At 63.5% G+C, this 17,071-nt stretch carries 17 protein-coding genes; 5 read left to right on the top strand and 12 right to left on the bottom strand.

Translation table 11 applies throughout. The features are described 5' to 3' along the window. The first annotated feature begins 3 nt into the window (after positions 1–3). From mutM to CXP40_RS07975, 4 genes are all read left to right on the top strand, one after another. Positions 4–816 carry a bifunctional DNA-formamidopyrimidine glycosylase/DNA-(apurinic or apyrimidinic site) lyase gene (mutM, locus tag CXP40_RS07990; RefSeq protein ID WP_106733340.1) on the top strand — a complete coding sequence of 271 codons (813 nt, stop codon included), beginning with the start codon at positions 4–6 and terminating at the stop codon, positions 814–816. A gap of 176 nt (positions 817–992) precedes the next feature. Beyond that, complete coding sequence (locus CXP40_RS07985; protein ID WP_106733339.1) at positions 993–1,571, top strand: lysophospholipid acyltransferase family protein; 579 nt, start codon at positions 993–995, stop codon at positions 1,569–1,571. A gap of 80 nt (positions 1,572–1,651) precedes the next feature. Beyond that, entirely contained in the window at positions 1,652–1,999 is a 348-nt protein-coding gene (locus tag CXP40_RS07980) for a multidrug transporter (protein WP_106733338.1), read from the top strand. Between the two features lie 99 nt (positions 2,000–2,098). Beyond that, positions 2,099–3,934, top strand: coding sequence for a Na/Pi cotransporter family protein (locus tag CXP40_RS07975; protein WP_106733337.1), 1,836 nt, complete (start codon positions 2,099–2,101; stop codon positions 3,932–3,934). A 5-nt stretch (positions 3,935–3,939) separates the two neighbouring features. Here the strand turns inward: CXP40_RS07975 and ggt are convergent, their stop codons facing one another. The 7 genes from ggt to CXP40_RS07940 form a co-directional block, all read right to left on the bottom strand. Beyond that, complete coding sequence (gene ggt / locus CXP40_RS07970; protein WP_106733336.1) at positions 3,940–5,622, bottom strand: gamma-glutamyltransferase; 1,683 nt, start codon at positions 5,620–5,622, stop codon at positions 3,940–3,942. Positions 5,623–5,729: 107 nt separating this feature from the next. After that, positions 5,730–5,981 (bottom strand): YfhL family 4Fe-4S dicluster ferredoxin, encoded by a 252-nt coding sequence (locus tag CXP40_RS07965; protein ID WP_004373873.1) that lies wholly within the window; start codon positions 5,979–5,981, stop codon positions 5,730–5,732. 246 nt (positions 5,982–6,227) lie between these two features. Then, complete coding sequence (coaD, locus tag CXP40_RS07960; protein WP_106733335.1) at positions 6,228–6,710, bottom strand: pantetheine-phosphate adenylyltransferase; 483 nt, start codon at positions 6,708–6,710, stop codon at positions 6,228–6,230. Between the two features lie 77 nt (positions 6,711–6,787). Next, complete coding sequence (locus CXP40_RS07955) at positions 6,788–7,159, bottom strand: phosphopantetheine adenylyltransferase (RefSeq protein ID WP_106733334.1); 372 nt, start codon at positions 7,157–7,159, stop codon at positions 6,788–6,790. Between the two features lies 1 nt (position 7,160). Then, entirely contained in the window at positions 7,161–8,753 is a 1,593-nt protein-coding gene (locus CXP40_RS07950) for a GMC family oxidoreductase (RefSeq protein WP_106733333.1), read from the bottom strand. A gap of 234 nt (positions 8,754–8,987) precedes the next feature. Beyond that, positions 8,988–9,533 carry a twin-arginine translocation pathway signal protein gene (locus CXP40_RS07945; protein ID WP_106733332.1) on the bottom strand — a complete coding sequence of 182 codons (546 nt, stop codon included), beginning with the start codon at positions 9,531–9,533 and terminating at the stop codon, positions 8,988–8,990. A gap of 42 nt (positions 9,534–9,575) precedes the next feature. Then, positions 9,576–11,006, bottom strand: a complete 1,431-nt coding sequence (locus tag CXP40_RS07940) for a coniferyl aldehyde dehydrogenase (protein ID WP_106733331.1) — start codon at positions 11,004–11,006, stop codon at positions 9,576–9,578. Between the two features lie 399 nt (positions 11,007–11,405). Between CXP40_RS07940 and CXP40_RS07935 the strand changes: the two genes are divergently transcribed. Then, on the top strand, positions 11,406–12,065 hold the full coding sequence (locus tag CXP40_RS07935; RefSeq protein WP_106733330.1) for a TetR/AcrR family transcriptional regulator: 660 nt from the start codon (positions 11,406–11,408) through the stop codon (positions 12,063–12,065). A 186-nt stretch (positions 12,066–12,251) separates the two neighbouring features. Here CXP40_RS07935 and CXP40_RS07930 read toward each other — a convergent pair whose 3' ends face one another. The 5 genes from CXP40_RS07930 to CXP40_RS07910 form a co-directional block, all read right to left on the bottom strand. Continuing rightward, positions 12,252–13,235: a hydrolase gene (locus CXP40_RS07930; protein WP_106733329.1), complete on the bottom strand. Its 984-nt coding sequence runs from the start codon at positions 13,233–13,235 to the stop codon at positions 12,252–12,254. A gap of 86 nt (positions 13,236–13,321) precedes the next feature. Further along, positions 13,322–13,540 carry a hypothetical protein gene (locus tag CXP40_RS07925; protein WP_099525954.1) on the bottom strand — a complete coding sequence of 73 codons (219 nt, stop codon included), beginning with the start codon at positions 13,538–13,540 and terminating at the stop codon, positions 13,322–13,324. Next, positions 13,537–14,139, bottom strand: a complete 603-nt coding sequence (rsmD, locus tag CXP40_RS07920) for a 16S rRNA (guanine(966)-N(2))-methyltransferase RsmD (RefSeq protein WP_106733328.1) — start codon at positions 14,137–14,139, stop codon at positions 13,537–13,539. Before rsmD ends, CXP40_RS07925 begins: the two co-directional genes overlap by 4 nt. Beyond that, on the bottom strand, positions 14,139–15,599 hold the full coding sequence (locus CXP40_RS07915; protein WP_106733327.1) for a pitrilysin family protein: 1,461 nt from the start codon (positions 15,597–15,599) through the stop codon (positions 14,139–14,141). The genes rsmD and CXP40_RS07915 overlap by 1 nt, the downstream gene beginning before the upstream one ends. Then, positions 15,589–16,962, bottom strand: a complete 1,374-nt coding sequence (locus CXP40_RS07910) for a pitrilysin family protein (RefSeq protein ID WP_106733326.1) — start codon at positions 16,960–16,962, stop codon at positions 15,589–15,591. Before CXP40_RS07910 ends, CXP40_RS07915 begins: the two co-directional genes overlap by 11 nt. Positions 16,963–17,071 lie beyond the last annotated feature (109 nt).

Below are 17,071 nucleotides of genomic sequence, written 5' to 3'. Positions count from 1 at the left end.
GCCATGCCCGAATTGCCTGAAGTCGAAACTACCCGCCGCGGTATCGCCCCCTATCTGGAGGGCCAACGCGTCAGCCGCGTGATCGTGCGTGAGCGCCGCCTGCGTTGGCCGATCCCCGAAGACCTGGACGTGCGCCTGTCCGGCCAGCGAATCGAGTGCGTGGAGCGGCGTGCCAAGTACCTGCTGATCAAGGCCGAAGTCGGCAGTCTGATCAGTCACTTGGGCATGTCCGGCAGTCTGCGCCTGGTCGAATGTGGCCTGGCTGCGGCCAAGCATGAGCATGTGGATATCGAGCTGGAGTCCGGCCTTGCCCTACGTTACACCGATCCGCGACGTTTCGGTGCACTGCTGTGGAGTGAGGACCCGCTGACTCACGTATTGCTCAGCAAACTCGGGCCGGAGCCATTGGGCGGGTTGTTCGACGGTGAGCGTCTGTTCCAGATGTCGCGTGGGCGCAGCATGGCGGTCAAACCGTTCATCATGGATAACGCCGTGGTGGTGGGCGTGGGCAACATCTACGCCACCGAAGCGTTGTTCGCTGCCGGCATCGATCCACGCCGCGAGGCAGGCTCAGTCTCGCGTGCGCGTTACCTGCGCCTGGCCGAGGAGATCAAACGCATCCTCGCCCATGCCATCGAGCGTGGCGGCACCACGCTGCGCGACTTCGTCGGTGGCGATGGTCAGCCCGGATACTTCCAGCAGGAACTGTTCGCCTACGGGCGTGGCTGCGAATTCTGCAAGGTCTGTGGCAGCACGCTGCGCGAGGTCAAACTGGGCCAGCGGGCGAGTGTCTACTGTCCCAAGTGCCAACGCTGAGAACCTGTTTACGATCTGCTGCGCGTCGGCCCTACTGCGTTAAAAACAGGCTCGGAATGCTCATGTACAAAAGTACACTCCGCTTCCTCGCCTGTTTTTGCCTTGTATGGCTCTAGCTCGCGAGCTCGTAAAACACGTTCTGGCAAGAAAAGAACAAGAAATACCGAGGTTGATCGATGTCCGGTAACTACCTGCCGCGCAATCCAGCTGCCGAATGGCTGGGGTGCAGCGTTCTGAAACTCATGGGCTGGCGTATCGAGGGGCAGTTGCCGAAGCTCGACAAGTTCGTCGCCATCGGCGCTCATCACACGTCCAACTGGGACTTCGTGATCTTCATCGCGCTGAAATTCTTGCTGCGCCTCAACGCTCGCTGGTTCGGCAAGCACAGTATCTTCCGCTGGCCCTTCGGTGGCTTGATGCGCAGTTGGGGCGGTATCGCGATTCGTCGGGATCGTCAGTTGAATACCGTCGAACAGGCCATTCAGGCCTTTCGTGAGCATGACGAGTTCATTCTGGTGCTCTCGCCCGAGGGCACACGCAAGAAGGTCGAGCGCTGGAAGATGGGCTTCTACCATATAGCTCTGGGCGCAGGCGTGCCCATCGTGCTCGGGGCGCTGGACTACCAGAACCGTCGCGTGGTGATCGGCCCGACTTTTCAGCCAACAGGTGACGAGAAGGCCGATCTGGCCACGATGCTGGCGTTCTTTCGTCCTTATGTACCGAAAAAGCCGGAATACGCCTTTCACGGCGATTGACGTCCGTCACGCTGACAATTATCAATGCGCTGTTATAGTTAATGGCACTCTAATCCAGAAACAAGCTGAAGGACCGCCCCATGAAACCCTTTCGCACGACCGCTGCTGTCCTGGCGTTGACCACTGGCATTTGCGCGCTGCCGGTTCATGCACAACACCCAGATGCTCCTCAGAATGTTAGTGGCGATCCTCTCTACACGGTCGAAGCGCCGCCAGCCTACGCGATGATCGGTGATCTGCTTATCGCCCGTCCTTTGCTTATCGGCGCCACAGTCATTGGTGCCGGGCTGTTCGTGGTTTCGCTGCCGTTCACCGCTACAGGTGGGGGCATTGGCGCTACTGGTAAAGCGCTTGTAGTCGATCCAGGCAAAGCTGCGTTCGTACGCTGCCTGGGTTGTACCCAAACGGGCTACAACAATCGTCAGTAAGCGATTACCTTCGCTTTACAGATAGTTTTTAGGCCCTGGCTCAGTGATGAGCCGGGGCCGTTTACGTTTGAACGCCGAGAAAAGGAAGAAGCGGTGGTAATGAAGTCCCTGCGCTGGGTGATGCTGTTGCTGGTGGTGTCGGGGCTGATCGCCTCGTTCTGGTTCAGCCAGGGCTGGTTGCAACTCTGCGCCGGGCTGGCGATCTTCCTGTTTGGCATGCAGTGCCTGGAAGACGGCCTGCGTCAGCTGGCAGGCAGCAAGCTGGAGCAGATACTCGGGCGCAGTACGTCCACGCCCTTCAAGAGCCTGTTGTTCGGCGTCGGCGGCACCCTGTTGCTGCAGTCCAGCACCCTGGTATCGCTGCTGACCATCGCCTTTATCAGTACCGGCCTGATCCAGCTGGCCGGCGGTATCGCCATTCTGTTCGGTGCCAATCTCGGCGCCACCAGCGGCATCTGGTTGTTGGCACTCGCCGGGCAGAATCTCAGCCTGAGTCCGCTGGCCCTGCCGCTGCTGGTGTTCGGTGTGCTGGCCGGTTTCTTCGGGCCCAAGAGCAAGGCTGCCGGGCGCATCCTGCTGGGTATCGCTTTCATCTTTCTCGGCATCGACCAGATCAAGGAGGGTTTCGCCAGTTTTGGCGATGGTCTGGACATGACCGGTCTGCAGGAAGGCGGGCTGCGTGGGGCGCTGCTGTTCACCGCCATCGGCATGGCGATTACCGTGGTGCTGCAATCGAGCCACGCCACGCTGATGCTGACTCTGGCGGCATTGGCCAGTGGTCAGCTGGAGCTCGGTCAGAGCCTGGCCATCGCCATTGGCTCGAATATCGGCAGCAGCGTGACCACCGCTTTCGTCGGCTCGCTCGGCGGTAACCGCAACGGCCAGCGCCTGGCGCTTGCCCATGTGCTGTTCAACATCACCACAGGCGTTATCGCCTTCTGTCTGCTCGGTCCGCTGACCTGGCTGGTGCATGTCTTGGCCCAGCCGTTGGGCCTTGGCGAGAACAGCCTGATTCAGCTGGCGATGTTCCACACCCTGTTCAATGCCATGGGTGTGGCGCTGTTCTGGCCACTTCAGAGGCGCCTGGCTCAGTACCTGATTCGTTGGCTGCCGGACAGAGTCGAGCCGCAGGTATTGATTACCGAACTGGCGTCCGAGCAGGTGACCGAGCCCGAGCGTACCCGCGCCCGCTATCTGAGCGAGCGCGCTCTGGATTCGGTGGATGCAGCATCCGGAGCGGTGGTGCAGGAGCTGGGACACCTGGGCCGCTTGAGCCTGGAGGTGATCTGCCATGCCCTGTATCTGCCGGTCGATCAACTGGCGCAGGCCAAAGGGGATGAGCGGGTGTTGCAGGCCAAGCCCGCAGCGGGTGGCCTCGATGCCGAGCACCTGTATCAGTTTCACATCAAGGGTGTGTATGGCGATCTGTTGAGCTTCATGGGGCGCATGGACTTGCCCATGGATGAAGCGCACCAGCAGTTCTGGATCAGCTGCCAGCTGGCGGCGCTGCAACTGGTAGATGCGGTCAAGGATGCCAAGCACCTGCAGAAGAACCTTGGTCATTACCTCGATGCGCCACCGTCGGCGGCGCGCGATGCCTATGTGGAGTTGCGTCGTCATCTGTTGACGACTCTGCACGAGGTGCGCGAGCTGGCACGCTCGGATATGCCCGACGAAATGTGGCAGTCACGCCTACGCTGGCTCGACGAGCAGGCAGCGAGCTTTGATGCGCAGTTCCGCCAGCACCTGTTCGCGGACGTGCGCAGCGGGCGGTTGGATGGCCTGCAGACCAGCTCGCTGATGAACGACCTGGGCTACGTCAGTCGCATCTTCCAAAGCCTGCGCAACGTGCTGATGCTGGGCAGCGAGCAGGCCTTGTTCCGGGAGCTGCGCAAGTTCGGTGACGAACAGGAGAGCCTGATCAGGCTCTCCTGATTCGGTCACTCCGAGCCTTCGTTCACAGCTTGTGGAAGTGCTGTGCCTATCCCGCGTGGATCGCTCGCCGCCTGTACCTCGCCGCTGACCTTGTCCCAGAACAGCACCTGCTGGTTGCCGTACTGCCGATCCAGGCGTTTGAGTTCGTAGCCGCGCCGTTGCAGCTCGGCGACTTGTTCATCGCTGAAGGTATCCGGCTCGTGCTCGATCACGTCGGGCATGAACTGGTGGTGGTAGCGCGCCACCGCGGGCCAGTGCTCGATGGGCTTGTCGTCCAGGTATTCGAGCATCGACAGCAGCACCATGCTTGGAATACGGCTACCGCCGGGGGTGCCGAAGGCGGTGAATTCGTCGCTGCTTTCGATGAAGCTCGGGCTCATGGATGACAGCGGGCGTTTGCCGCCTGCGATGGTATTGGCCTGGCTGCCGGCCAGGCCATAGGCGTTGTCGCCCTGGACGTCTGCGGCGAAATCGTCCATCTCGTCGTTGAGCAGCACGCCGGTGCCGGGCACGGTGAAGGCGGCGCCGAACGGCAGGTTGATCGACAGCGTTGCAGCGACAGCATTGCCCTCGGCATCGAGTACGGCAAAGTGAGTGGTGTGATCGCCTTCGTGCCAGGTGCCGGCAGGCGGCAGACTCGAGCTGGGTGTCGCCTGATCGGGGGCGATGCTGCCGGCGAGCACGGCCAGATGCCCTGGCGACAGCAGCTGCTCTACGGGATTCTTGATGAAGTCGGGGTCGCCCAGCAGGCCACGGTCACGATAAGCGCGGCGCAGCGCCTCGACCACGTAATGCACGCGCTGTACGGGCCCGGCGTCGCGCCAGGGCAGTTGTTCGAGTATCGCCAGGCTTTGCGCCAGGGCTATGCCGCCAGCCGAGGGTGGCGGTGCGCTGATCAGCTCGCGGCCATCTTCCAGGGGGAAGCGCAGTGGCGCTCGGCGGGCAATACGGTACTCACGCAGGTCATCCTCGGACCAGATGCCGCCGGCATGGCGCACGCCTCTGACCAGGCGCTCGGCTATCGGGCCGGTATAGAAGCCCTCCCGGCCATGTTCGGCCAGCGCTTGCAGAGTGGCAGCCAGATCCGCCTGACGCAGCAGATGGCCCTCGGCGGGAATTTCGCCCTGGTCGAGAAATAGCTTGGCACTTTCGGCATCGTCACGCAGCGCGGCCAGGCGCCAGGTTGCGCGTTCGCGGTAGACACGGTCGACCGCGAAGCCTTCATTGGCTAGACGGATTGCCGGAGCCAGACTGGTTTTCAGCGGCAGGCGGCCATGCTTTTCGGCCAGTTCGACCAACGCCGCCGGTAGCCCCGGAATGGCAGCGGCCAGCGCACCGTTGAGCGACAGTTCACGCTGTACCTTGCCATCGCGGACATAGAGGTCCGGTTTGGCCTCCAGGGGCGCGCGTTCGCGGGCATCGAGGAAGTCGTAGCCAGGCGTGTCGCCGGCAGTACGTAGCAGGAAGAAACCGCCGCCACCAAGCCCTGAGCCATAGGGTTCGACCACGGCGAGTGCGGCGCTGGCTGCCACGGCGGCATCGAAGGCGTTGCCGCCGGCATCGAGCATCTGCTGCGCTGCAGCGGTCGCCGCTGGGTGAGCGGTGGCAATGGCGGGTTGCTGCGGAGCGGCCTGGGTGAGAAGGCTGGCGCCGAGCAGCAGGGTCGATAGCAGGAGTTTGCGCAACATGCGATCTACCAGAGACGGCTGAGGGAGGCTGAAAGCTTAACAGCCTTGCTCAGAGGAGGGCAGAACGGCGCGGAGGAAGCGGGAGGCCTGGAGCCTCCCGGGGTGGATCAGGCCTTGCCGGTGATGATGCGATACTTCTGCATCAGTTCATCCTTGCTCTCGACGTTGTTCTCGTCGAGCGGGATGCAGTCCACCGGGCACACCTGCTGGCATTGCGGCTCGTCATAGTGGCCGACGCATTCGGTGCACAGGTTGGGGTCGATCACGTAGATCTCCTCACCTTGGGAAATGGCACCGTTGGGGCACTCGGGTTCGCAGACGTCGCAGTTGATGCAATCGTCGGTGATGATCAGGGACATGGGGCAACTCCTGTCGAGGCGCTGGCTTCGACACTTTACGGGCAACGATGCTGCGAATTGTGCCGGATTGGCGAGCCTTGTGCCATTAGCCTGGTCAGTTCAGCGCTTTGCTCCCCTCTCCCGTTTACGGGAGAGGGGCGGGGGAGGGGTAATGAATCGTGGCGCCGCTTTTACCCTCTCCCGCCCTGCGGGCACCCTCTCCCATGAATGGGAGAGGGTCATCAGGCGGCCACGAGTGGCCGGCTTTTAATGCTTGCGGAAGCGCTCGTACAGCGCGTCGGCCACGGCGGGGTGAACGAACTTGGTGATGTCACCACCCAGGGCGGCGATCTCGCGCACCAGGGTCGAGGAGATGAAGGAGTACTTCTCCGACGGTGTGAGGAACAGGCTCTCGACGTCCGGCGCCAGTTGGCGGTTCATGTTGGCCAGCTGAAATTCGTACTCGAAGTCCGACACCGCACGCAGGCCGCGCAAGAAGACATTGGCGTTCTGTTCCTTGACGAAGTGCGCCAGCAGCGAGGAAAAACCCACCACTTCGACGTTCGGCAGATGCTTGGTCACCTCACGGGCCAGCTCGACACGTTGTTCCAGCGGGAACAGCGGGTTCTTCTTGGGGCTGGCGGCGACAGCGATGATGACGTGATCGAACAGTCGCGAGGCGCGCTCGACCAGATCGCCATGGCCTTTGGTGATGGGGTCGAAGGTACCCGGGTACAACACTCGATTCATCGCTTCGTCCTGTTCGAGGCGGCAAGAGTCGCGGATGGTAGCGCAGCGTTTCCCTTGCGGCCAAGCGTGACGAAAGCTCAGTGGCTGCGTAGGTGCAGCAGCAGTGCCGGTATCAGGCAGGCGAGGGCGATCCAGTCGGCGATCACCACGCGGCGCAAAGCCTCGTTGTAGACGGGCGCGCTCCACGCCAGCAGGAGGAATGCGAGCACGCTGATCAGTCCGCCGGTCAGGGCCGCGCTGCGTAGCGCCGGAACGAACGCCGCTGCCACCAGCAGGGCGCCGAGCAGGCCGAACAGCACTGCACGGTGGCGCATCAGGATCTGCAGGTTGGGCTCGTCGAGGGCGATGCCATACAGCGCATTGAGGCATTCACCGCCAAGCACGCCGACCACTGGTAGCAGGTGGATGACCCCGGCTACCAGCAGGAAAAAGGCAATCAGCTTGCTCATCTCAGGCCCTCAGCCGTTCGGCCAGCAAGGTGGCCAGTTTCGAGGTCAGCCCGTAGATCGACAACTGCGGGTTGGCGCCGATGCTGGTGGGGAACAGCGAACCGTCGTGGATCGACAGGTTATCGAGCTGATGGTGACGACCCAGGCTGTCGACCACTGCCTGCTGCGGGTCTTCGCCCATTGCGCAACCGCCCATGACGTGGGCGCTGCCGAGGCGAGTGCGGTACAGCGCGAGATCGAGCTGTTCGATCAGCTCTTTGGCCTCCTTCCACGTTCTCACGTAGCCGGCATCGGCATGCATCGGCATCACCGCCTTGGCCCCGGCCGCGAACTGGATTTCGGCCATGGTCAGGAAGGCGCGGCGTACGCCGTCCCAGGTGTAGTCGGTCATCTGGTAGTCGAGCACCGGGCTGCCGTCACCACGCAGCTCCACACGGCCTTCGGCGCTATCCGGATGGAAGCCGTCGCGCAGCAGGGCGAGCATCACATTGGTGTGCGGCAACTGCTCCATGCGCAGAGCGTTCTCGCGGCCGAACTCGCCGAGTAGGGTGGCGGTCAGCGCCGGTTGCAGCGGTGGTACTTCCAGTTTGTAGGAGAGCCGCCCGCTGGTGCCGTCGTCCCATTGGAAATGATCGGAGTAGAGCGACTGCGGCGCGCCGTAGAAGGGATTGATCACCTGCTCGAACTGCGCCGCGGAGAAGTTCACCAGGTGCAGGTAGGTGCGCCGGCCAACGCGCTTGTGCGGATCGGGCGCTTCGGAGCGCAGCAGGATGCCGGGGGTGTTGATGCCGCCGCCGGCCAGCACGTAATGCCGCGCCTTGACCCGGATGCGCTTGCCGTTGGATGCTACGCAGCGCTCGTCCATGCCCAGGCAGTCGATGCCGACGACCTTGTCACCTTCGATCACCAGCTTGTCGGCGCGCGCCAGGTACAGCAGCTCGCCGCCAGCATCCAGGGTCGCGGGGATGGTGGTGACCAGCATCGACTGCTTGGCGTTGGTCGGGCAGCCCATGCCGCAGTAACCGAGATTCCAGCAGCCGCGCACGTTGCGCGGGATCACTGCCCAGTGATAGCCGAGGTTGTCGCAGCCAGTGCGGATCACCTCGTTGTTTGCATTTGGCGGCACCACCCAAGGCGCGACGCCCAGACGCTGCTCCATTTTCTCGAACCAGGGCGCCATTGACTCGGCGTCATGGCCTTTCACACCATGGGCCTCGGCCCAGTGCGCCAGGGTTTGTGGCGGGGTGCGGAAGCTGCTGGTCCAGTTGATCAGCGTCGTGCCGCCCACGGCTCGACCCTGCAGGATGGTGATGGCGCCGTCCTTGCTCATGCGGCCGATACCTTCCTGATAGAGGTTCGGATAGGCCTCGGCCTCCTGCATCTTGAAGTCGTCGCTGGTCTTCAGCGGGCCTTCCTCGATCAGCAGTACCTTGTAGCCGGCAGCGCTGAGAATCTCTGCCGTGGTGCCGCCGCCGGCACCGCTGCCGACGATGGCGACGTCGGCCTCCAGCGTCAGGTCGCTTTCCAGGCGCGAGCCGTCGTATGTCTTCCAACCTTTGGCCAGGCCTTGTTTGAACAAATCGGGTACAGGCATTGTTTTTCCTCGGAGTCACTGAAACCTACTGCGCGATCCGATTGCGGCGTCAGGTTCTCGCCCGTGGCTCGGCGTACTTCAGTACAGCCTCGCCACGTGCTGCGAGCCTTCCTTGCACTCGAACCGCTCGCTACGGTTTCAGAGGCCTCATTCTGATAATCGCGGTTGGCTAAGTTCCAGTTGGTAGGGTGGGCTTAAGCGGATCGCCGGTCGGCCCACCCTACGAATCAGCCGTTATACGGTGGGTGGCCCTGGATAGCCGCAATGCGCCCAGGCTTCCTGGCGGCTGTACCAGGCCATCATCACCAGTTGCAGCAGCGAGGCATGGCCCATGCGCAGCAGGCTCAGGCTGCTGTTTTGCCAGCGCTTGAGGAAGTTGCGCACGTCATCGCCGCTGGCTTTTTCCCAACTGCCCCATACCCCGGTCAGCGGGCCGCGGGTGATCGGCAGGGCCAGCACGTCGAACAGCTGCACGGTGAGTTTCAGCATCTCTGGCGACAGGTGCGCCAGGCTGTTATCGAGGCTCTCCAGTGTGCCGTCGATGGCCTGCGGCATCTGCTCGGTACTGACGGCGCCATGGAGCATCACCGGAATCAGCGCGCGTAGAAACGGCAGGTCGCTGCTGCGCAGGATCAGATAGCCATTGGCCGGCGTGCTGGCCGAGCAGCCGCTGAGCGTAGCGGTAAGCCCGGCAGTACCGAGCAGTGTCGTGCCCAGCAGGCCGACCTTGAGCAGGCTGCGCCGCGACAGCTGCGGCGCGTTCAGGGTGGTGTCGTTCATTGTTGTTATCACCAGGCGTAAAACGGGCGCTGCCCGCGTTGATCAGCGTACGAACAGCTTGTAGACCAGCTTCTGGATCGCCTTGCCATACGGCGGGTAGATCAGCCGCGCGGCGTTGAAGCGCTGCTTGATAAATACGCCCTTGGCCTTGCTGAAAGTCAGGAAACCTTCGTGACCGTGGTAGTGGCCCATACCCGACGGGCCTACGCCGCCGAATGGCATGTCGTCCTGCGCTACGTGCAGCAGGGTGTCGTTCAGGCATACACCACCGGAGTGGGTTTCGTGCAGCACGCGCTGCTGCTCGCGCTTGTCGTAGCCGAAGTAGTAAAGCGCCAGTGGGCGCGGCCGGGCGTTGACGTAGGCGAAGGCGTCTTCGATGCGGTCATAGGGCACCACCGGCAGCAGCGGGCCGAAGATCTCGTCCTGCATCAGTTTCATGTCGTCGGTGACGTCCAGCACAAGGCTCTGCGGTAGGCGCCGGCCTTGGGCTTCGGGGTATAGCGGGACGACGCGCGCGCCCTTGGCCTCGGCATCCTGCACGTAGCCGTTGAGGCGGGCCAGCTGGCGCTCGTTGATGATCGCGGTGTAGTCCGGGTTGTCCTTGAGCTGCGGGTAGAAGCGCTGCACCACCTCACGGTAGGCACTGACGAAGCCGTCGACACGATCACGCGGCACCAGTACGTAGTCCGGCGCCACGCAGGTCTGCCCGGCATTGAGCGTCTTGCCGAAGGCGATGCGCTCGGCGGCGTCGGCCAGCGGTACGCCGGCGGAGACGATGGCCGGCGATTTGCCGCCCAGCTCCAGGGTCACCGGGGTCAGGTTCTCCGCGGCGGCGCGCATCACGTGTTTGCCGATGCTGGTGGCGCCAGTGAACAGCAGGTGGTCGAACGGCAGCTTGGAGAAGGCCATGCCGACTTCCGCTTCACCCAGGGCGACGCTGACCAGATCCTCGGGGAAGATGCGCGCCAGCAGATCCTTAACCAGTTGCGAGGTGACCGGCGTGGACTCGCTCATCTTGATCATTACCCGGTTGCCGGCGGCCAGGGCACCGGTCAGCGGGCCGATGGCGAGAAACAGCGGGTAGTTCCACGGCACGATGATGCCGACCACGCCCAGCGGTTGGTAGATGACCTTGGCCGAGGCCGGCATGAACTGCATGCCGACGTTACGTCGTGAGGGTTTCATCCACTTCTTGATGCGCTTGGTCGCGTAATGGATGCCGTGCAGGCTGGGCATCAGTTCGGCGAGCAGGGTCTCGTCGGCCGAGCGGTTGCTGAAGTCCTCGGAGATCGCGCCTATCAGTGCGTCCTGCTGTTCGGTCAACAGCTCACTCAGGGATTTCAGCCACTGGATACGTTGCTCGGCCGATGGCATCGGATTGGCGGCAAAGGCAGAGCGTTGCTGGGCGAATGTGGCGTCCAGCTGGTTGATCTGCTGTTGACTGTGCTGCAGGTAGGCGATGTCGGCGACCATGGGTTTCTCCTCGACGTTCCAGCGGGCAGGCTGTTGAAAAACTATCTGCGTTGTCATCGCTGCGTTAAAAACAGGCTCGTGCGCGAGTCCGATCAAAATGCTCATTTACAACTTGTAAAGTCGGTCGCGACCCCGGCCTTTTTTCGCCTGTTTTTGCCTTGCGCTGACTGCCTCGCCGACGTTTTTAAACAGCCTGCTGGAGGCGGCTATAAGCCGCGATTAGGCTGCGCTAGATTTTTAGAGCAATTACTCTAATGTGTCAAATAAGATGCCGCGCCGCCGCCCTTGCTGCACCCTAACCAAAGGCCTGCTGCAGCGTATGCGGTGCATCTGGGGGGTAACACTTCGGCGGATTCGCCTGTACCTTTGCCACTTTTGAAGTCGAGATCGAGCTGCGTCATGGCGCCACCCAAGACCCGCGACCGCATCGTTGCCGAGAGCCTGGCCCTGTTCAACAGCCAGGGCGAGCGTAACGTCACCACCAATCACATTGCCGCGCACTTGGGCATGTCGCCGGGCAACCTGTATTACCACTTCCGTAACAAGCAGGTGATCATCGCCGAGCTGTTTGCCCAGTACGAAGCGCAGGTGGACAGCTTCCTGCGCCTGCCCGAAGGCCGCGCGCTGACGGTGGAGGACAAGACCTTCTATCTGGAAGCACTGCTGGCTGCGATGTGGCACTACCGCTTTCTGCATCGTGACCTGGAGCATCTGCTGGAGTCCGATGCTGAGCTGGCCGAGCGCTACCGTGCCTTCGCCCGACGCTGCCTGGTGGGCGCGCAATCGATTTATCAGGGGTTCGTCGAGGCGGGCGTTCTGCTTATGAGCCCGGCGCAGATCGAGGCATTAACGCTCAACAGCTGGATCATCATGACCTCCTGGGTGCGCTTTCTCTGCACCACAGGCGCCAACCCGGACAACCTCAGCCAGGACATGCTGCGCCGCGGTATCTATCAGGTGCTGGCGTTGGAAGGGGGCTACCTGGCACCTGCGGCGCGCGAAGCGGTCGAGGCGCTGTATGGCCGGCTGCATGTGCCGCTGGAGCAGGTGCTGGGGTGAGTGATCATGCAGTACTGCCTCTGTGGGAGGGGCTTTAGCCGCGATCTTTTCGCCGCTGAAGCGCCTCCCACAATCTGCAGCGACTGCCGTGCTCGCTTGCAATCCAGAAGGGCCTTTATCGCATCTTCCCGGATTTCATCCGGGCTACGGCTCTTGCCGCCCGCGTAGGAGCGGCTTCAGCCGCGATTAACCGAGGTCAGCCAACCACTGTGGAATACGCCGCTCCAGGTAATACACCGGCTTGCGCGGGCTGCCCTCGACGAAGCCGACATGCCCGCCCTTGGCATGCAGCTCGAACTCGGTGCCTGGGGCCAGTTCGCTGGCTTCGGGCAGGCTGTGACGGAAGATGAAGGGGTCGTCCTCGGCCTGAATAATCAGCGTGCGCGTACGGATTTCACCCAGGTAGAAACGGCTGGAGGCGCGGCGATAGTAGTCGTGGGCATCGGCGAACCCGTGCAGCGGCGCGGTGATGCGGCCGTCGAAGTCCCAGAAGGTGCGCATGCCATCCAGCGGGCCAAGGCGCTCCAGCACCGACAGGCGTTCGCCCTGGCCGCTCTCAACGAACAGGCGTTGCTTGTTGTTCACGTAGGCGACCATCTCGCGCATGAAGTGCGCCTGGTACACCCGCGAGAAGCCCAAACCGATGCGGTCGGCGCATTGGTCCAGACGAAACGGCACCGAGACCGCCACTGCGCCTTGCAGCTGGCTCTGCTCGCCGCTCTCACCCAGGTACTTGAGCAGCACGTTGCCGCCGAGCGAATAGCCGACGGCGTACAAGGGGGCCATTGGTCGTTGCGTGCGCAGATGCGCCACGGCCGAGGCCAGATCTTCGCTGGCGCCGGAGTGGTAGCCACGCGGCAGCAGATTGGGTTCACCTGAGCAGCCACGCCAGTTCAGCGCGGCACTGGCCCAGCCACGCGCGCCCAGCGCCTGCTGCAGGCCGAGCACGTAGAGCGAATTGGAACTGCCGGTCAGACCATGCAGTACCAGCACCAGCGGCGCATGGGCGTCATGCGGGCCATGCCAGTCGAGGTCGAGGAAGTCGCCATCGTCCAGCCACAGCCGTTCGCGCTGCCGTTCCAGTTGCGGCGGTTTGCGACAGAAGGGGTTCCACAGCGTCTGCAGATGCGGGTCGGGGAGCCACCAGGCGGGTTGGAACGTTGCGGGCATAGACTATCTGCGTGTCAGGAAACGTTGGTCAGGCCAACTCATTGGGATTGTGCTCGCCGCCACAGGCTCGCCGCAATGCCGGCATCTTAGCGGCGCCGTTTGCGCATCATCCGCCAGGCACACCAGATCAATACCAGCAGTGCGACGATGCGCTGACTGGTAAGCCCGATGGTGATACCGGCATTGGGATTGTGTGGTATCGCGCGTTGCAGGTTGAGCGCAATTTCCTGCTGGCTGAGCAACACCGGCAATGCCAGCATGATAAGCAGCAGGTAGGGTAGGTGGGTGTAGATGAAGTCCTTCATCCACGCTGCCACAGCGCGTAATGCACCTGGCCGGTGTGCTTCTCGCGATGCAGGCGCCAGTTGCCGGGCAGGCCCAGCGTCGAGGGCGCGGTTTCGCTTTCGGTGTAGATCCAGGCGTCGTCGGCCAGCCAGTTCTGAGCTTCCAGCAGTTCGCAGGCGTCCTGCAGCAGATCCTTGTGGAACGGCGGGTCGAGCAGAACGATATCGAAGCGCCGCGGCGCCGGGCGAGCCAGCAGTTGCAGGGCGTCGCCCAGCTGAATCTCGCCAGCGCTGCATTGCAGTGTCGCCAGGTGCCCACGCAATGCGCTCACCGAAGCCGGGTTGAGGTCGCAGGCCAGCCCACTGGCCGCCCCGCGCGACAGGGCTTCGAGTAGCAGCGCGCCGCTACCGGCGAAGGGGTCGAGCACGTGGGCGCCTTCGACATAAGGCGCGAGCCAGTTGAACAGCGTCTCGCGTACCCGGTCCGGAGTTGGGCGCAGGCCGGGGCCGTCGGGGAAGGCGAAGCGCCGCGAACGCCACTCGCCGCCGATGATACGCAGTTGGCCCTGCCCGCCGTGGGCTTTGCCCGCGGCGGGTTTCTGCGGCGCGCGACCACGCATCAGTGCGGCACCGCACTGGGCTGCTCGGTCGGCCGGTCGGTGGGCGGCGGCAGCTCCTTCTGCGCTACCGTCGGGCCGGCGGTGACCACCACCAGTGCTTCGGGATCGAGGTGTTTGGCCATCGCCGCTTTCACCTGCTCGGTGCTCAGGCTTTGCACGTCGCGCATGAAGTCGTCCAGGTAGCTCAGCGGCAGGTCGTAGAAACCCATCGAGGCCAGTTGGCCGACGATGGCGGCATTGCTCGCGGTGGACAGTGGGAAGCTGCCGGCCAGTTCGCGCTTGGCATCATCCAGCTCTTGCTGGGTCGGACCATCACGCAGATAGTCGCCTAGCAGTTGCTTGACCAGCGCCAGGGTGCCTTCGCTGAGTTCGGCGCGGGTCTGCAGGTTGATCATGAATGGGCCGCGCGCCTGCATGGCACTGAAGCCGGAGTAGACGCCGTAGGTCAGGCCGCGCTTCTCGCGCACTTCACTCATCAACCGCGTGCCGAACCCGCCGCCGCCGAAGATCTGGTTGCCCAGGTACAGCGCCGCGTAGTCCGGATCACGGCGGTCGATGCCGAGCTGGGCGATCAGCAGATGGGTCTGGTTGGACGGATACTCGATATGGCTGGCGCTCGCCTTGGGCGTTTGCGGCTGGGCAATCTTCGCCAGTGCCGGGCCTTTCGGCAGGGCTGCGGAAACGCGGTTGGCGATGACCTCGGCCTCGGCGCGCGACAGGTCGCCGACCAGCGCGATCACCGCATTGCCGGCGCTGTAGGCACGAGCATGGAAAGCCAGCAGTTGCTGACGGCTGATCGCCGGAATCGATTGCGCGGTGCCGTCGCTCGGGTGAGCGTACGGGTGCTGGCCGTAAAGGCGCTCGAACAGCTCGAGGCTGGCCAGCTTGCCCGGGTTCTGCTTCTGGAACTCGAAACCGGCGAGCAGTTGGTTCTTGATCCGTGCCAGCGAGTCGGCCGGGAAGGTGGGCTTGCCCAGCACCTCGGCGAACAACGCCAGAGCCGGCTCGCGCTGCTCCTGGGCGCTCAGGCTGCGCAGGCTGGCCACCGCCATGTCGCGATAGGCGCCGTTGCCGAACTCGGCGCCGAGGCCTTCGAAACCGGCGGCGATGGCGCCAACGTCCTTGCCCGGCACGCCTTCGTTGAGCATGGCGTTGGTCAAGGTGGCAAGGCCTGGCACGCCGCCGTCCTGGCTGCTGCCGGCAGCGAAGGTCAGGCGCAGGTCGAACATCGGCAGCTCATGGGCTTCGACGAACAACACCTTGGCACCCTGCGCGGTGTTCCAGGTCTGGATATCCAGGGTGCGGCGGGTCGGTGCCTTGCCGTCGAGCGCGGCCAGCGACTGCAGCTTGGCGGCATCGCCCGTCGGGGCCTTGTCAGAGAGGTTGGCGCAGGCGCCCAGTAGCAGTGCGCTGGACAGTACCAGGCCGAGCAGGCCCAGGCGGCGGTGCTCAGTCTTCATGGTGGGACTCCTCATGACGGGATGCTTCAGGCAGAACGTGGGCGACGCTCAGGCGGTCGCGGACGAAGAAGGTGCGGGCAGCCTGCTGGATATCGGCTGGGGTGACGGCCTGCAGTTCGTTCAGTTCCTGGTCGATCAGTTGCCAGGACAGACCAACGGTTTCCAGTTGACCGATGCTGGTGGCCTGGCTGGTGATCGAGTCGCGCTCATAGACCAGGCCAGCGATGACCTGGGCGCGTACGCGGGCCAGTTCGGCAGCGGACGGCGGGGCTTTCTTAAGCTCTTCCAGTTCGCGCCACAGGCCAGCTTCGGCCTGCTCCAGGGTCTTGCCCTTCTGCACGTTGGGCGTTGCCGAGAGGATGAACAGGCTGTCGCCGCGGGTGAAGGCGTTGTACCAGGCGCTGGCGCCGGAAACGAGCTCCTCGCCACGCTCCAGGCGAGTCGACAGACGCGCGCTGTAGCCGCCGTCGAGCAAGGCAGCGGCCAGGCGCAAGGCGTAGACCTGGCGTGGCGTTTCGGTGGTGGCCAGACCTGGCACGTTGAAGCCCATGATCAGGTTCGGCAGTTGGGTCTTGAGATACAGCGTGGTACGGCGTTCGCCCGGCGCGGCCAGCTCCAGCGGCAGCTTGGCGGTCGGCACTTCACCGCGCGCAATGCCGCCGAAGTAGCGCTGAACCTGGGTTTTCACCTCATCCACGCTGACGTCACCGACCACCACCAGGGTGGCGTTGTTCGGCGCGTACCACTTCTGGTGCCAGGCGCGCAGTTCGTCGATGTGCATGCGATCGAGGTCGGCCATCCAGCCGATGGTCGGGATGCTGTAGCCACTGGCCGGATAAGCCATGGCCTTGAAGCGTTCGTAGGCCAGCGAGGACGGGCGGTCGTCAGTGCGCAGGCGACGCTCCTCCTTGATTACCTCGATTTCCTTGCTGAACTCGTCGGCCGGCAGCGTCAGGCTGGCCAGGCGATCGGCTTCCAGCTCCAGGGCCACGCCCAGGCGGTCACTGGCCAGCACCTGGTAGTAGGCGGTGTAGTCATCGCTGGTGAAGGCATTCTCCTCGGCGCCCAGTTCACGCAGGATGCGCGAGGCTTCGCCGGGACCGAACTTGCCGCTGCCCTTGAACATCATGTGTTCCAGTGCGTGGGACAGTCCGGTGGAGCCGGGCGTTTCGTAGCTGGAGCCGACCTTGTACCAGATCTGCGAAACCACCACGGGAGCGCGGTGATCCTCGCGGACGATGACCTTGAGGCCATTGTCCAGTTTGAATTCGTGGGTGGGTTGAGCGGGAGAAGCGAAGGCCGCGAGTGGCACGCAGAGTGCGCCAAACAGCAGGCCGAGGGAACGGCGGGCAATGGCATTCATCGAAAGTCAGACCTGTCGGATAGCCTGGGCGGTCGTACCGCCGACGGGCGAAGAGGTGCTAGGATACCCCATCCTTTTCCGGGGCGGCGCGGCAAGGCTTTGCAGCCTG

Origin of the sequence: Pseudomonas sp. YY-1, from assembly GCF_002843095.1 — a bacterium.
Classification (GTDB): domain Bacteria; phylum Pseudomonadota; class Gammaproteobacteria; order Pseudomonadales; family Pseudomonadaceae; genus Aquipseudomonas; species Aquipseudomonas sediminis_A.
Note: the sequence above shows the minus strand (reverse complement) of the source record. Positions and strands in the feature narration are given on the sequence as shown.

Excerpts from the sequence above, each read along its gene's own strand:
- CXP40_RS07955 (WP_106733334.1), bottom strand. The coding sequence starts at position 7,159 with ATGAGCAAGCTGATTGCCTTTTTCCTGCTGGTAGCCGGGGTCATCCAC.
- CXP40_RS07915 (WP_106733327.1), bottom strand. The coding sequence starts at position 15,599 with ATGAAGACTGAGCACCGCCGCCTGGGCCTGCTCGGCCTGGTACTGTCC.
- CXP40_RS07950 (WP_106733333.1), bottom strand. The coding sequence starts at position 8,753 with ATGCCTGTACCCGATTTGTTCAAACAAGGCCTGGCCAAAGGTTGGAAG.
- coaD (WP_106733335.1), bottom strand. The coding sequence starts at position 6,710 with ATGAATCGAGTGTTGTACCCGGGTACCTTCGACCCCATCACCAAAGGC.
- CXP40_RS07930 (WP_106733329.1), bottom strand. The coding sequence starts at position 13,235 with ATGCCCGCAACGTTCCAACCCGCCTGGTGGCTCCCCGACCCGCATCTG.
- CXP40_RS07910 (WP_106733326.1), bottom strand. The coding sequence starts at position 16,962 with ATGAATGCCATTGCCCGCCGTTCCCTCGGCCTGCTGTTTGGCGCACTC.
- CXP40_RS07975 (WP_106733337.1), top strand. The coding sequence starts at position 2,099 with ATGAAGTCCCTGCGCTGGGTGATGCTGTTGCTGGTGGTGTCGGGGCTG.
- CXP40_RS07980 (WP_106733338.1), top strand. The coding sequence starts at position 1,652 with ATGAAACCCTTTCGCACGACCGCTGCTGTCCTGGCGTTGACCACTGGC.
- CXP40_RS07940 (WP_106733331.1), bottom strand. The coding sequence starts at position 11,006 with ATGGTCGCCGACATCGCCTACCTGCAGCACAGTCAACAGCAGATCAAC.
- CXP40_RS07925 (WP_099525954.1), bottom strand. The coding sequence starts at position 13,540 with ATGAAGGACTTCATCTACACCCACCTACCCTACCTGCTGCTTATCATG.
- mutM (WP_106733340.1), top strand. The coding sequence starts at position 4 with ATGCCCGAATTGCCTGAAGTCGAAACTACCCGCCGCGGTATCGCCCCC.
- CXP40_RS07965 (WP_004373873.1), bottom strand. The coding sequence starts at position 5,981 with ATGTCCCTGATCATCACCGACGATTGCATCAACTGCGACGTCTGCGAA.
- CXP40_RS07985 (WP_106733339.1), top strand. The coding sequence starts at position 993 with ATGTCCGGTAACTACCTGCCGCGCAATCCAGCTGCCGAATGGCTGGGG.
- rsmD (WP_106733328.1), bottom strand. The coding sequence starts at position 14,139 with ATGCGTGGTCGCGCGCCGCAGAAACCCGCCGCGGGCAAAGCCCACGGC.
- CXP40_RS07935 (WP_106733330.1), top strand. The coding sequence starts at position 11,406 with ATGGCGCCACCCAAGACCCGCGACCGCATCGTTGCCGAGAGCCTGGCC.
- ggt (WP_106733336.1), bottom strand. The coding sequence starts at position 5,622 with ATGTTGCGCAAACTCCTGCTATCGACCCTGCTGCTCGGCGCCAGCCTT.
- CXP40_RS07945 (WP_106733332.1), bottom strand. The coding sequence starts at position 9,533 with ATGAACGACACCACCCTGAACGCGCCGCAGCTGTCGCGGCGCAGCCTG.